We start from the raw sequence: 14,393 nt of genomic DNA, 5'->3' as shown, positions 1-14,393 counted from the left end.
CAACAGATAGCCATAAAGGCTTAGCGACCTAGCTAAGCCTTTATTCGTTCTATAATTTTGCTGAAAGCTTACTGATGGACTTTTGATAGCCGATGTAACTGAGCAACGTCCACCCAATACATTGTATCCACAGTTGCAGATATTCATCAGAGACACTTTGCCAACTGCCTCCCATCTGATTGAGCCTCAGGAAGCCCTGAATGGCCGGCGTGCTAGGGAACAATTCAGATAACCAAGCAATCGGAGCAGGGATCGCTTCAATAGGCCAAATGAAGCCGGCGCTGAAAACAAGCGGCATCGAACTTATCAGTACGACTAAGGTGACCAACTCACGTCTTGGTGTGATGGCACCGAGCCAAGAACCGATAGCTATGGTTGCAAGCAAGAAAGGCAGGGTGAAGGTGAGTAAGTCGACTGCGCTGGCCAGTTGATTAACCCCATAAAACGAGAAGCTGGCGCCAAAGTAATACATGCTGAGCAGATAATAAATTACCGTCAGGACTATACTACGTGCCAGTAATAGCTTCACTGGCGACACTTTTAGCCAATATCCTCGTCCTTGTTTTTGTGTGCCGACCATTAATCCGGCAGCCATGGCAAGGGTCTGTTGTAAAATCAGCACAAATACCGCAGGAACCACATAGTCAACGTAACCCATACGTGGGTTAAAGGTCGGTTTTAGATTGGTGCGAGTGGCGGCGTATTGCGTGGCAGCTTTAGACAGAGGTTCGCCATCGAGTACCAGTTTAGCTACCGTCGTTTGTGCGGCGAGTGTACCGCCAGCTTGCGCTAATCCTTCGACGATGGTGCCGTAAACCAAGAAATAAGAAGCGTCACCAGCGTAGGCAAGTGTGGGGCTTTTCCCGAGCATTAAATCTTTGTAGAAATGTTCAGGAATCACCAAAATACCACTGACTTTCCCATCGAGAAAAGCTTGCTTCGCATCAGCGAGTGTTGAGTCGCGTTGCATGACTTTAACTTGAGGGGTGGCATCAACCATACGCTCTAACTGGTAACTGGTTTGGCTTTTGTCTAAGTTAACAACGCTTATTTTCTGCTCTCTCGGGGTCTGGTGACTGTAAGGTAGCGGGTAAAGGAACGAGTAAAACAGTACGCCGCCAAACACCGTAATCAAGATTACCGGATTGCTCAGCAGTGCTTTCAGTTCGGCTTTAAGCAGTAGGCCAAATCTCATTGGGTGCCCTTAGTCGAATGACTCGAATGTATTGCGTTAAGATGTATGCTCATTAAGCCAATAACCATAACCAGAGGAAGGCAATAACCAAGCATCGGTATCAAGTGCGTCATCGATTGGGTCCACGCTTCACCGTAACTCACTTGACCGACTTGAACCTCAATATAGTGGCTGATTGGCAAAAGGCTTCGCCATATCTGAGCGAGCGTGTTCATATCAGTCACCGGGAAGGTGATGCCCATAAAAGCGAAGCTCGGCGCCGTAAATGCGCCAGCAAAGCTCATCGCTCTAGCTGCGTCTAAAGTTAAGAAGAAAAACAGGCACCCCATGACCATGCATGCAATCATGGTGAAAAATTGGGCAATAATTAGTGTGATAAAGCTGCCATTCATCGGCCATTCGAAACCAAGATAGAACCAGCACAGAAACGCCCAACCTTGCACTGCAAACACCCAGCTATAAGGCGCTAATGTCATGATTAAGTTGCGAGTGGCGTGAGTGCCTAGCCAGTGTGTTAAGCCCCGATCGCGTAAATTGGCAGAGAGAATCAAAATGGTGCTGACTACAATAACAATTTGCCACAGCGCAGGGACAATCGCTGAGACTAAAAACTGGGCATAATTGGAGTTTTTGTTAAACAGTGAGGTTATCTGCGTTCGAATCGGTACGGCTTTACCCATAGCAGACGCGAATGTTGCCCCGCCCTTGGCCAAATTCTCGACAGTGCTTAGTTGAGCGTTAAGCGTACCTTGCGCTTGAAGAAAGGCGGAGCTTAGAATCTTACCAATTAAGATCATTTGGCTGTTATAAAACACACTCACTTGTGGCGAGAGATGTTTGTAAGTGTCTTGCTCGAAGTGGTACGGGACCACCGCATAAGCATAAATATCGCCAGAAATCAGGGCTTGTTTGGCACTGGCAACACTGGGGTAGTGTTGTTTGACTGCCATACTGGAGCTCGCGTCATAGTAACGAATCAATTCTCCAGACAATTTGCCTCGGTCAAGATCAACCACACCAATGGGCAAATCGCGGACGATGCCCTTTGAAAAAATAGCCCAAACGAGGATAACCAGCACCACTGGGAGCCAAGTGAGAGATGAGAGGAGCCATTTATCGCGCCGGACAATGGTCATTTGTGAAACGGGTCTAGCCTGCATAATGACAACCGTATTAATTCAACTCAACCACTAAGCTCATGCCCATACGCAATTTATGATCAGGTTGCGTTGGTCTAGCTTCAACTTCAAAGGTGCGTAAGTCAAAACCTTGTGATGCGTCGGTTGAACGCCAAGTAGCAAAGTCACCCATGACTGAAATATGCGCCACTTCCAATTCAATATTCTTATCTAAAGCAGGCACATAGGCGTTAATCAGGGTGCCTTTGTCGAATTGTTTGAGCCAATCTTCACGAACATTAAACACCGCCCAGGAATCTTGAGTATCGATCACAGTAACAACTGGGAAGCCTTGTGGAGCAAGTTCACCACTTTGTAGCAGTACTTGAGATACTTCACCCTCGAACCAGCTTTCTATGCGTGTATCTTGAGCGTAAGCTTCCACCTCCGCAACTGCGCCTGCCGCCATTCGAGCTTTCTCTGCAGCAGCCAACTTGGTTTCACTGCGCACACCTTCACGGGCGAGTTGATACATCTGAAAAGCCGCGCTTTCGGAATACTTAGCCGCATCCCACTGTGTTTTAGCTTCATCACGTTTTTGCTCCGCGACAACACCTTCATTATATAGATTATTGACTCGAAGGTAGGTTTTCTCCATCAGTGAGGCCGCCGCTTTAGCTTTTAACCATTGATCTTTGGCCGCCTGAATTTGCTGGCTACGTGCCCCATTTTCGGCTTCCATCGCAAGTGCATCTGCGGCTTTTTCGCCTGCTTTTGCTTGTTCTAATTTGGCTTCGATTTCTGGACTATGAAGGGTGAAAACGAGGTCACCTTTTTCAATCGTTTGACCTTTTCGCACCAGAATTTGGTCGATGCGTCCTGGAACTTTGGAAGAGATACTATACTGTTGCGATTCAATTTGACCTTGCAGGCGAACAGGTTGAGGTTGATAGGCTTGATAAAAGCTATAACTCACCCAAGATGCAACACTTAATGCGACAGCTGAAAGAACTAGTGATTTGGCGTTTTTCATCGGTAAACCTTATAAACCTGAGGTATTAATAGCGTTGTGTTGGTACTGACTAAATGCATCCATTTCGCTTGAGAGTGCCAGTAATTTGGCTAGTGAAATTAGATAGTTGAAGCTAGCCGCGGCTTTTTGAGTCTTCACCTTTGCGATATAAAGTTGGGCATCAACCACGTCGGTGGATGTGGACAGACCTTGAGAGAACGCCTTTTGACGCAGATTTAGGTTCTCCTGTGCCAAATCGATACTGGATTGCAGGCCGATCACTTCTTCTTGTGCTTGTTGTGCTTCGAGGTAGGTTTTTTGTACCAATACTGACAGATCTTGCTTGGCCTGCGCTTTAAGGTAACGGACTTGAGAGATGGCCGTGTACGCAGCTTTTACTTTTTCGCTACGCCCAGAGCTTTCAATCAAAGGAATGTTAACGCCGATGCCCACTAGCCAGTCTGGCTTCATCTGACTGGCCAATGAGTCGTCTTCATGTAAGCTATAGTCACCATACAGATAGACTTCAGGGTAGTATTTACCTTGCTCGGCTTTCATCAAGCTATCGGCCTGTTTTTCTTTGGCATCTAATAACTCAAGGCCGGGATAAGTCGCCAGTGTGCGTTCGAGAAACACTTGTTGAGAGGGCAGGTTTTGGTTAATGAACAGCGTATCTGATGGCTCGACCGATGTTGATTGGTTTAAAATCTGAGTGAGAGCCGTTTGTGCGATTTCGAGGCTTTTATCCGCTTTTTTACGTTCAATGATCGCATTATCGAGTGCCGATTGTGCTTGTAGGCGCTCAACGCGAGCAATTTGCCCTTGTTGTTCTAGCTTTAACGCATTGTCACGGTGGCGAGTTAACCCCTGTTCGACTAAACGGCGGGTTTCGACCACGTCTTGAGCCAGCAGCACGGAAAAATAGTATTTACTTAAATCTTCGAAACGTGCTTGCGTTTCCATTGCGAGTTCGCTTTGTGCCTGCTGTTTTTTTCCTTCAGCCGCAGACTGAGCCGCGTTAATTCTTCCGCCAGTAAAAATCGGCCAAATCGCACGCAACGATGAACTGAAAATATCGCGCTCAGTGATTGTCGAGGTGATATTACCTAAGTGGGCAAACAACTGGTTGAATGTCGGGCCGAGATTAGGTAGAGGCTGACCAGTACTATTAAAAATTTGTTGCCCAGATAACGTGACATCGCTGTCGAGTCGTGTGTAATTGGCACCTAAAGTGATAGAAGGGAAGTTAAGGTTATCTGTCGCACTTGCTAGGTGTTGATAGCGATCAACATTGGAACGTTGTGCAGCCAATGAATTATTTTCTTGCTTTAATAGTTGCCAAGCTTGTTCAAAACTAATGGCGGCTGAAAGCGACACTGGAGAATATAAACTCAAACATGCGATCATTGCAGCGATAGGGCGCAGTAACATAGGGGCACTCTAGTTGGGTTATCTTTCGGGTTAGAGTATATACTCTAGGTGAGGCTGAGGCAATTTACCTGCCTAACTATAGAGCCGCCATTTAGGTTTAATAGCGCCATTGTGGCAATCATTACTGTGTGTTTGAACTTCCACATAAGCCTTCTCTATTCACTATCCGTATTAATGAGTTACGATACTAAACGCATATTTAATGTGAGTCATTGATTTTATAGTATTGGTGTTAATCGACACTGTAATCGATTGCTAATATGTGACGCAGTTGTACACAGCTTAAGTTGCTCATGAGTTATACCTTAGTCTAAATTGTCGACAATAATCTTGATTGTCGACAGTATAATGGTCTATTTTGTTGGTATGAAGAAAGATTGTAGACAGTCTTTAGTTGTTACCAAGAGTAAAATAGAGATGAATACAGAGCTTAAAACTCGACCAAAAGGCGCTCTCGTAGAAAAAGAGCATACCAAATCAGCAAGTTTGACCGAGTCACTGGTCGAAGCGATTGTCAATGGTGATATTGCGCCTGGAAGTAAAATCTCTGAGCCCGAACTGGCTAAGCGCTATCAGGTTAGCCGTGGTCCGCTGCGTGAAGCCATCATGCGCGTTGAAGGATTAGGATTAATCGAACGAATTCCGCATGTCGGTGCGCGAGTAATTACTTTATCGCCAGAAAAATTGGTTGAACTCTATTCTGTACGTGAGGCGCTAGAGGGCATGGCTGCGCGTTTGGCCGCGCGACATATCACGCCAAAGCAACTTGCAGGGCTCGAAGCGGTATTGTTGACACATTCACATCATATTGATCAAGTCGAAGGGGCCTCATACTTTCACCAGCATGGTGATTTCGACTTTCACTATCGAATCATTTTAGCCAGTCGTAACAGTAAGTTGATTGCGCTGTTGTGCGACGAGCTGTACCACTTGCTTCGTATGTACCGTTATCAGTCGCCACGCTCTCAATCGCGTCCGGTTGAAGCGTTGGATGAACATAAATATATCTTGCAGGCGATCCGCAATCGTGACGAAGAATTAGCCGAAATGCTTATGCGTCGTCACATATCAGGAAGCCGCTCACTGATTGCACAACAAATCCGTAAGGACTAGAGGAAAGAGTCATGAGTTTATCTCAAGGAGCAAAATTTAGACTTGCTGTTGAACAAAACAATCCACTGCAAATTGTCGGCACGGTTAATCCGTATTGCGCGATGATGGCGAAAAACATTGGTCATCAAGCGATTTATCTCTCTGGAGGTGGTATTGCGAACGCATCGTATGGCCTTCCCGATCTCGGAATCACGACACTGAATGATGTATTGGTCGACGTTGAGCGCATTACCAATGCCTGTGAACTGCCACTACTTGTTGATATTGATACTGGGTTTGGCGGTGCGTTTAACATCGCGCGCACGATAAAAGCAATGGAGAAAGCAGGTGCTGGCGCAGTGCATATGGAAGACCAGGTGGCACAAAAGCGTTGTGGACATCGTCCGAATAAAGCCATTGTTAGCCAGCAAGAGATGGTCGATCGTGTCAGGGCAGCCGTTGATGCTCGCCATGACGAAAGTTTTGTCATTATGGCGCGCACCGATGCGTTGGCAGTCGAGGGAATCGACCGTGCGATAGAACGTGCAATTGCTTGTATTGAAGCGGGGGCCGATATGATCTTCCCTGAAGCAATGACAAAGCTGGAACAGTATGTGCAATTCTCTGATTCCCTGCACCAAGCGACGGGTAAGCATGTGCCTATCTTGGCCAATATTACTGAGTTTGGTCAAACGCCTCTTTATGGTTGCGATGATTTGGCGAAGTCAAAAGTTGATATGGTGCTTTATCCGTTGAGTGCCTTCCGTGCAATGAACAAAGCGGCGGAAAATGTCTACCAGCATCTGCTTGATGTCGGTAATCAAGAAGCCCTGACTGCATCCATGCAGACGCGCAAAGAATTGTACGCACACCTTAAATACCATGACTATGAAGATAAGCTCGATCAGCTATTTTCAGAAGGGAAATAACAAGCGCGCAAGCCCAAGAAAACCATTTCAATCAAATTAATAACGTGAAATCGTTTGGTAATAAACGCTCCATAAGAGAGCAGTATCAAACAGAAAAGGAGTTCAAAAAATGTCTCTAGTATCGAACAAGAGCGCAGAAATAGGCGGCGCAGGTTTACGCGGTCAAAGTGCAGGCACTACAGCGCTGTGTACCGTTGGTAAAACAGGCACTGGCTTAACCTATCGTGGCTTTGATATCACTGATTTAGCCAATAACGCACAATTTGAAGAGGTCGCTCATCTATTATTACGCGGTCATCTACCGAATCAGCAAGAGTTGGATGAGTATAAAACGCGTCTGATCAGTTTGCGAGGTCTCCCCTCTGAGCTAAAACAGGCACTTGAATTGCTCCCCGCCTCTGCTCATCCAATGGATGTTATGCGCACGGGATGCTCTGTATTAGGTAACTTAGAGCAAGAACGCGACTTTTCTCAACAGCTGGATGCTACTGAGCGGATGTTAGCCTTGTTTCCAGCGATAATCTGTTACTGGTATCGATTTAGCCATGACGGCGTGCGAGTCGATACTGAAGATCAATCGCAAAACTGCATTGGCGGTTATTTCTTGAAATTGCTCACTGGCAAAGAGCCGACAGAAATGCACAAGAAAGTCATGCATTGCTCACTGATTTTGTACGCCGAGCACGAATTTAATGCGTCGACGTTTGCAGCGCGAGTCTGTGCATCAACCTTGTCTGATCTCCACTCGTGCATCACTGCTGCGATAGGGACGCTGCGTGGCCCACTGCATGGCGGCGCGAATGAAGCAGCGATGGAGATGATTGAACATTGGCAAACACCAGATGAAGCGGAAGCAAACATCATGCAAATGTTGGCCAACAAAGACAAGATTATGGGTTTTGGTCACGCAATTTACCGCGAAAGTGATCCGCGTAATGCGTTGATCAAACAGTGGTCAAAACAGCTTTCGAAGGCGGTGGGCGATACGCACTTATACGCGGTGTCTGAGCGAGTTGAAGCGGTGATGAAACGTGAAAAAGGCTTGTTCTGTAATGCGGATTTCTTCCATGCATCGGCTTACCACTTTATGGATATTCCAACCAAACTATTTACGCCGATTTTTGTTATGAGCCGCTTAACTGGTTGGGCTGCCCACGTGTATGAACAGCGCGCCAATAACCGTATTATTCGTCCAAGCGCGGACTATACCGGCCCCGATCATCAAGACTGGGTGCCAATCGAAAACAGGTAACCCCAACGCACGCTCCCTCCCTGTAGTGAGGGAGCGAATAATAACGACTTACCTGAATGGAAGCTGCTATGACTGTCAATACCCAATACCGAAAACCGCTTCCGGGAACACATCTTGATTATTTTGATGCCCGTGAAGCTGTCAATGCGCTCTCTCCCGGCGCTTATGAAACACTGCCATACACCTCACGCGTACTGGCGGAACAACTGGTTCGACGCTGCGACCCAAATATATTAACGCAAAGCTTACAACAGCTTATTCAGCGCAAGCGTGACCACGATTTTCCTTGGTATCCTGCCCGAGTAGTGTGCCACGACATTCTCGGCCAAACCGCATTGGTTGACTTAGCGGGCCTACGAGATGCAATTGCTCTGCAAGGCGGTGAGCCTGATAAGGTCAATCCGGTGGTTGAAACGCAATTGATCGTCGATCATTCATTGGCAGTAGAACATGCAGGCTTTGACCCAGATGCGTTTGAAAAGAACCGTGTAATTGAAGATCGCCGTAATGAAGACCGTTTCCACTTTATCGAGTGGTGTAAAACGGCTTTTGAGAACGTCAGTGTGATTCCCGCTGGTAACGGCATTATGCATCAAATCAATCTTGAGAAAATGTCACCTGTGGTGCAGGCAAAGCAGGGCATTGCTTATCCAGATACCTGTGTTGGCACCGACAGTCATACACCTCACGTTGATGCATTAGGGGTTATCGCGATTGGGGTTGGTGGCCTTGAAGCCGAAACCGTGATGCTCGGGCGGCCATCTATGATGCGATTACCAGACATCGTTGGGGTTAAGTTAACCGGTAAACGTCAGCCGGGCATTACTGCAACAGATATTGTGTTGGCGATTACCGAATTCTTGCGTAACCAACGAGTAGTCTCTTGTTACTTAGAGTTCTTCGGTGAGGGGGCTAAGGATCTTACCATCGGCGATCGTGCGACGATTTCAAATATGACGCCAGAGTATGGCGCTACCGCGGGCATGTTCTACATTGACGAGCAGACTATTAACTACTTGAAACTCACAGGCCGTGATGAAGAACAAGTTGCGCTGGTTGAATTGTATGCGAAACAAACTGGATTGTGGGCCGATGACTTAATTGAGGCCGAATACGAGCGAGTGTTGGAATTTAATCTTTCGCAAGTGACGCGCAACCTAGCGGGCCCATCAAATCCACACCGCCGTTTGCCTACCTCTGAACTTGCTCAGCGCGGTATTTCTATTCCACAAACACCTGCGCAAGATGATGACAACTTGCCTGATGGTGCGGTAATTATTGCAGCCATCACTTCGTGTACCAATACCAGTAACCCTCGTAACGTGGTGGCTGCAGGTCTGCTGGCAAGAAAAGCCAACCAACTCGGTTTGGTGCGAAAGCCTTGGGTTAAATCGTCGTTTGCGCCGGGCTCTAAAGTGGCCAAGCTTTACCTTGAAGACTCAGGCCTACTGCCAGAGCTTGAGAAACTGGGATTTGGCATCGTTGCTTACGCTTGTACGACGTGTAATGGCATGAGTGGTGCACTTGACCCAACCATTCAGCAAGAAATTATCGACCGAGATCTGTACACCACGGCGGTTCTGTCGGGGAATCGTAACTTTGATGGGCGAATCCACCCTTATGCGAAACAGGCTTTTCTTGCCTCGCCACCTTTGGTGGTTGCGTATGCATTAGCAGGAACGATTCGTTTTGATATAGAACGTGACGCGCTTGGTACAGACAGCAATGGTAAGCCTATATTCCTCAATGATTTATGGCCAAGTGATCAAGAGATCGACGCGGTAGTTGGCCAGCATGTCAAGCCGGAGCAGTTTAAGCAAGTCTACATTCAAATGTTTAAACTGGATGGAGGCGCGCGTAATAACAATCCACTTTATGATTGGCGACCACAAAGTACCTATATTCGCCGCCCGCCGTATTGGGAAGGCGCGCTCGCAGGAGAGCGCAGTTTGTCTGGCATGCGTCCATTAGCAGTGCTAGGTGACAACATCACAACCGATCATCTATCGCCATCGAACGCCATCTTGGCCGATAGCGCTGCGGGCGAATATCTTGCTTCCATGGGCGTGCCAGAAGCAGACTTTAACTCTTATGCGACACACCGCGGCGATCATTTAACCGCGCAACGTGCGACGTTTGCCAACCCTAAGTTGTTTAATGAAATGGTGATGGACAACGGCCAAGTGGTGCAGGGTTCGCTAGCGCGTATTGAGCCTGAAGGCAAAGTCACTCGTATGTGGGAGGCGATTGAAACTTACATGAACCGTAAGCAGCCCTTGATCATTGTCGCAGGAGCGGATTACGGTCAAGGCTCATCGCGAGACTGGGCGGCAAAAGGGGTACGTTTGGCTGGCGTTGAGGCGATTGTTGCTGAAGGGTTTGAACGCATTCACCGTACCAACTTAGTCGGCATGGGGGTATTGCCACTGCAGTTCAAAGCAGGGACGGATCGTAAAACCCTTGAGCTAGACGGCAGCGAATTGTATGACGTCCTCGGAGATATCACACCAGGTGCTGATTTAGCGCTGGTGGTGACCCGAGCAAACGGTGAAAAATTTGATGTGCCAGTGACTTGCCGCCTTGATACTGCAGATGAAGTCAATGTCTATAATGCAGGTGGTGTTTTGCAGCGTTTCGCCCAAGACTTTTTAGCGCAGTAGGAGGCCTCATGACAGCAAGTCAAATCAAAATTCCTGCTACTTATATGCGTGGTGGTACCAGCAAAGGGGTATTTTTCAACTTAACGGATTTACCTGTATCGGCTCAGAAGCCAGGTGAAGCGCGTGATAAGTTGCTGTTGCGTGTGATTGGCAGCCCTGATCCTTACGGCAAACAGATTGATGGAATGGGGGCGGCGACCTCAAGCACCAGTAAAACAGTGATTGTATCAAAGAGTTCCCAAGCTGATCACGATGTGGATTACCTATTTGGTCAGGTCTCAATTGATAAGCCATTTGTTGACTGGAGTGGTAACTGCGGCAACCTATCAGCCGCCGTTGGCCCTTTTGCGATTCACGCTGGCCTGATTGATGCAGAGCGGATTCCACACAACGGCATTGTGCAAGTTCGCGTTTGGCAAGCGAACATTAATAAATCGATTGTGGTTCATGTGCCCATCAGTCATGGCCAAGTTCAAGAAACGGGTCACTTTGAACTCGACGGGGTGACCTTCGCTGCAGCCGAAATTCAGGTTGATTTTATGCAGCCAAGTGAAGGCGTCATGTTTCCAACTGGGAATTTAGTCGATAAGTTAGACGTGCCGGATGTGGGCTGTTTTGAAGCCACGATGATCAATGTAGGAATCCCGACGATTTTTATTGATGCGCAAGCGCTTGACTACCAAGGCACAGAATTGCAACAAGAGATCAATAACGATGAACAAGCCTTAGCGCGGTTTGAAAAAATTCGTGCTTATGGCGCGCTGAAAATGGGCCTAATCGATAGTATTGATCAGGCGCAAAGCCGTCAACATACCCCTAAGGTCGCGTTTGTCGCACAGCCTAAATCGTATCTGTCTTCGAGTGGAAAATCGGTCGATGCTAAACACATCGACGTACTGGTGCGCGCGCTGTCAATGGGTAAGCTGCATCACGCCATGATGGGCACGGCAGCGGTTGCTATCGCTGCGGCGTCTTGTGTACCGGGTACGTTAGTCAATCGCGCTGCCGGTGGCGGTGAAATGGAATCGGTTACTTTTGGCCACCCTTCGGGCACATTGAAAGTGGGGGCAAAAGCACTCCATTCTGATCAAGGTTGGCTGGTTGAAAAAGCGGTCATGAGCCGCAGTGCTCGTATCTTAATGGAGGGATTTGTGCGTGTACCCTCTGATGTCTTTGCGAACTAGAAACTGACTCTAATAGCAAGTTCAAGACATACTGGAGGAAGCAATATGTCTGCATACGAAAAAGAATACCAATGGGCTACCAATGATCCGCAAGGTTTTTGGGCCGCTCAAGCAAAAAAAATCGATTGGTTTAAAGCACCACAAACCGTATTAGCTAAAGACGAAAACGGCATCGAACGCTGGTTTCCCGACGGGTTACTCAACACATCATGGTTGGCCCTTGACTATCATTGTGAGCAGGGGCGAGGTTCACAAACGGCGTTGATATACGACTCGCCTGTGACCAACAGCCAGCAAAGCTATACCTATCAAGAGTTGCGTGACCGAGTGGCCAAAGTTGCCGGTATGTTGGCAGCGCAGGGGGTTGAGAAGGGTGATCGTGTTGTCATCTATATGCCGATGATTCCAGAGGCTGCTATGGCGATGCTTGCGTGTGCACGCCTAGGTGCCATTCATTCAGTGGTGTTTGGTGGCTTTGCTGCCAATGAACTGGCTGTGCGTTTAGAAGATGCGGAGCCAAAACTGGTGATGACGGCTTCTTGTGGTATTGAGATTAATAAAGTCATTCCATATAAGCCTTTAGTCGATAAAGCCATTATGGACAGTCGCTGGAAACCAGAGTGCGTTATAGTCTTGCAGCGCCCCGAATGCCCGGCCGAGTTGACTCAAGATCGTGATCTTGACTGGGCGAGTGCCTATCAACAAGCATTGCCTCACGCCTGTGTTCCAGTTCTTGCCACCGACCCTTTGTATATACTTTATACCTCAGGTACAACTGGCAAACCCAAAGGCGTAGTAAGAGATAACGGTGGTCATGCTGTGGCGATGAAGTACTCGATGACTTCCATTTATAATATTGCCCAAGACGGTGTGTTCTGGGCAGCCTCCGACGTTGGCTGGGTAGTCGGCCACTCCTATATCGTTTATGCGCCATTAATCCACGGCTGCACCACCATATTGTTTGAAGGTAAACCGGTACGCACGCCAGATCCTGGCGCGTTTTGGCGTGTATGTGAAGAGCACAAGGTCGATGTACTATTCTCGGCACCGACGGCGTTTCGTGCGATTAAAAAAGAAGATCCGGACGGAGAGCAGCTGAAAAAGTATGGCTTATCTCATCTGAAAACCATCTTTATGGCAGGAGAACGTCTTGACCCGCCGACTCTTGAATGGGTTGAAGAGAAAACGCAAAAGCCTGTCATCGATCACTGGTGGCAAACCGAAACAGGCTGGGCGATTGCCGGTAATCCAACCGGTATCGAACTGATGCCGATTAAGGCAGGCTCGGCAACCAAACCCATTCCAGGCTATCAAGTTGAGATCCTCAATGAATTGGGTGAATCAGTTGGACCTAATCAGCAGGGTTTTGTGGCATTAAAACGTCCGTTGCCACCAAGTTGTTTGCCAACGGTGTGGCGTAATCATGATCGTTTTGAGTCTGGTTACTTGAGCCAGTTCCCCGGTTACTATGTTTCGGGCGATGGTGGCTACCTTGATGATCAGGGTTACTTGTTCATTATGGGGCGTATTGATGATGTGATAAACGTCGCCGGACATCGTCTTTCAACTGGCGAAATGGAAGAGATTGTTGGCGGTCACCCTGCCATTGCCGAGTGCGCGGTGGTTGGTGTGCATGATGATTTGAAAGGTCAGTTACCACTGGGATTAGTGGTACTCAAGGATGGGGTTAAAATCGATGATGCGCAGCTTGAAGGTGAATTAGTTGGTAAAGTTCGCGATCAGATTGGCGCGGTCGCCTGTTTTAAACATGCGTTGGTGGTAGAGCGCTTGCCTAAAACGCGCTCAGGTAAGATTTTACGTCGTACTATCCGTCAAATCGCTGACGGAGAGCAGTACACAGTGCCATCAACCATTGATGATCCAACCAGTCTAGACGAAATAGAAAGAGCGCTAAATTCCTAAAAACTCTAAGTTAATCCGAGCTCCTTATATTTGAGGGGCTTTCTATTGCTAAATATAAGGGTTCGCGCCAAACTAGTGCTTTATTTTTAACGCAAAAATACACATGCAACCAACGACGATACGTGCCGCCAACCACGACGATTTAGAGTCACTCAATCAGTTGATGTTTCAGCTTCATGATGAACATCATCAGCGATGTCCAGAACACTTTAAAAGTGCTCAGGAGATTGAGCAAGAAAAGAGTATTGCGCGCTACCTTGATGATCCCGAATGCTTGGTTTTGGTCGCGACGCTTGATGCACACATCGTTGGTTTTGTGAGTGGGCATTTCTGTGAGCTCATCTCATCAGTCAGTAAACCTGTTCCTATGGGCAGTATCGACGAGCTGTATGTTATTGCGGCGCAACGTAAGTCAGGTATCGCCTCGCAGCTATGTCTCGAAATCGAACAGCGTTTTGATGACTATGGTGTGCAGCAAGTGTTTGTTGAGGTGTGGCACTTTAACCAGCAAGCGGTTGAGTTTTATCAGCGACTAGGTTTTGATCACCATATCCATTGGTTAAGAAAAGCAATCAACAAGCCGTGATTAAATAATGA

The 14,393-nt window shown here is 47.6% G+C and carries 11 protein-coding genes; 7 read left to right on the top strand and 4 right to left on the bottom strand.

Annotation, left to right across the window (positions count from 1 at the left end; translation table 11 throughout):
* Positions 1-49 precede the first annotated feature (49 nt).
* Genes CDZ87_RS04530 through CDZ87_RS04515 form a run of 4 tightly spaced genes read right to left on the bottom strand, consistent with a single transcriptional unit; the run spans position 50 to position 4,756 of the window.
* Complete coding sequence (locus tag CDZ87_RS04530; RefSeq protein WP_100752374.1) at positions 50-1,195, bottom strand: ABC transporter permease; 1,146 nt, start codon at positions 1,193-1,195, stop codon at positions 50-52.
* The gene (locus tag CDZ87_RS04525) at positions 1,192-2,355 is read right to left on the bottom strand and encodes an ABC transporter permease (RefSeq protein ID WP_100752373.1); all 1,164 of its coding nucleotides are present in this window, start codon (positions 2,353-2,355) and stop codon (positions 1,192-1,194) included. The genes CDZ87_RS04530 and CDZ87_RS04525 overlap by 4 nt, the downstream gene beginning before the upstream one ends.
* A 13-nt stretch (positions 2,356-2,368) precedes the next feature.
* On the bottom strand, positions 2,369-3,346 hold the full coding sequence (locus tag CDZ87_RS04520) for an HlyD family secretion protein (protein ID WP_100752372.1): 978 nt from the start codon (positions 3,344-3,346) through the stop codon (positions 2,369-2,371).
* Positions 3,347-3,355: 9 nt separating this feature from the next.
* On the bottom strand, positions 3,356-4,756 hold the full coding sequence (locus CDZ87_RS04515) for a TolC family protein (protein WP_100752371.1): 1,401 nt from the start codon (positions 4,754-4,756) through the stop codon (positions 3,356-3,358).
* Between the two features lie 417 nt (positions 4,757-5,173).
* Between CDZ87_RS04515 and CDZ87_RS04510 the strand changes: the two genes are divergently transcribed.
* From CDZ87_RS04510 to CDZ87_RS04480, 7 genes are all read left to right on the top strand, one after another.
* Positions 5,174-5,869, top strand: a complete 696-nt coding sequence (locus CDZ87_RS04510) for a GntR family transcriptional regulator (protein ID WP_100752370.1) — start codon at positions 5,174-5,176, stop codon at positions 5,867-5,869.
* A gap of 11 nt (positions 5,870-5,880) precedes the next feature.
* The gene (prpB, locus tag CDZ87_RS04505; RefSeq protein ID WP_100752369.1) at positions 5,881-6,777 is read left to right on the top strand and encodes a methylisocitrate lyase; all 897 of its coding nucleotides are present in this window, start codon (positions 5,881-5,883) and stop codon (positions 6,775-6,777) included.
* A 109-nt stretch (positions 6,778-6,886) separates the two neighbouring features.
* A complete protein-coding gene (gene prpC, locus CDZ87_RS04500) occupies positions 6,887-8,029 on the top strand; it encodes a bifunctional 2-methylcitrate synthase/citrate synthase (protein WP_100752368.1) in 1,143 nt (380 codons plus the stop codon).
* A gap of 68 nt (positions 8,030-8,097) precedes the next feature.
* Entirely contained in the window at positions 8,098-10,689 is a 2,592-nt protein-coding gene (gene acnD, locus CDZ87_RS04495; protein WP_100752367.1) for a Fe/S-dependent 2-methylisocitrate dehydratase AcnD, read from the top strand.
* Between the two features lie 8 nt (positions 10,690-10,697).
* A complete protein-coding gene (gene prpF, locus CDZ87_RS04490; RefSeq protein WP_100752366.1) occupies positions 10,698-11,873 on the top strand; it encodes a 2-methylaconitate cis-trans isomerase PrpF in 1,176 nt (391 codons plus the stop codon).
* A gap of 45 nt (positions 11,874-11,918) precedes the next feature.
* Positions 11,919-13,796, top strand: a complete 1,878-nt coding sequence (locus CDZ87_RS04485) for a propionyl-CoA synthetase (protein ID WP_100752365.1) — start codon at positions 11,919-11,921, stop codon at positions 13,794-13,796.
* A 103-nt stretch (positions 13,797-13,899) separates the two neighbouring features.
* Complete coding sequence (locus tag CDZ87_RS04480; RefSeq protein WP_100752364.1) at positions 13,900-14,382, top strand: GNAT family N-acetyltransferase; 483 nt, start codon at positions 13,900-13,902, stop codon at positions 14,380-14,382.
* The last annotated feature ends 11 nt before the right edge of the window (positions 14,383-14,393 follow it).

Source organism: Vibrio salilacus (genome assembly GCF_002811245.1).
Taxonomy (GTDB): Bacteria; Pseudomonadota; Gammaproteobacteria; order Enterobacterales; family Vibrionaceae; genus Vibrio; species Vibrio salilacus.
Note: the sequence above shows the minus strand (reverse complement) of the source record. Positions and strands in the feature narration are given on the sequence as shown.

Bases quoted from the DNA above. Each gene is read 5' to 3' on its own strand.
- CDZ87_RS04515 (WP_100752371.1), bottom strand. From the start codon at position 4,756: ATGTTACTGCGCCCTATCGCTGCAATGATCGCATGTTTGAGTTTATAT.
- CDZ87_RS04530 (WP_100752374.1), bottom strand. From the start codon at position 1,195: ATGAGATTTGGCCTACTGCTTAAAGCCGAACTGAAAGCACTGCTGAGC.
- CDZ87_RS04520 (WP_100752372.1), bottom strand. From the start codon at position 3,346: ATGAAAAACGCCAAATCACTAGTTCTTTCAGCTGTCGCATTAAGTGTT.
- CDZ87_RS04485 (WP_100752365.1), top strand. From the start codon at position 11,919: ATGTCTGCATACGAAAAAGAATACCAATGGGCTACCAATGATCCGCAA.
- prpC (WP_100752368.1), top strand. From the start codon at position 6,887: ATGTCTCTAGTATCGAACAAGAGCGCAGAAATAGGCGGCGCAGGTTTA.
- CDZ87_RS04480 (WP_100752364.1), top strand. From the start codon at position 13,900: ATGCAACCAACGACGATACGTGCCGCCAACCACGACGATTTAGAGTCA.
- acnD (WP_100752367.1), top strand. From the start codon at position 8,098: ATGACTGTCAATACCCAATACCGAAAACCGCTTCCGGGAACACATCTT.
- prpB (WP_100752369.1), top strand. From the start codon at position 5,881: ATGAGTTTATCTCAAGGAGCAAAATTTAGACTTGCTGTTGAACAAAAC.
- CDZ87_RS04525 (WP_100752373.1), bottom strand. From the start codon at position 2,355: ATGCAGGCTAGACCCGTTTCACAAATGACCATTGTCCGGCGCGATAAA.
- CDZ87_RS04510 (WP_100752370.1), top strand. From the start codon at position 5,174: ATGAATACAGAGCTTAAAACTCGACCAAAAGGCGCTCTCGTAGAAAAA.
- prpF (WP_100752366.1), top strand. From the start codon at position 10,698: ATGACAGCAAGTCAAATCAAAATTCCTGCTACTTATATGCGTGGTGGT.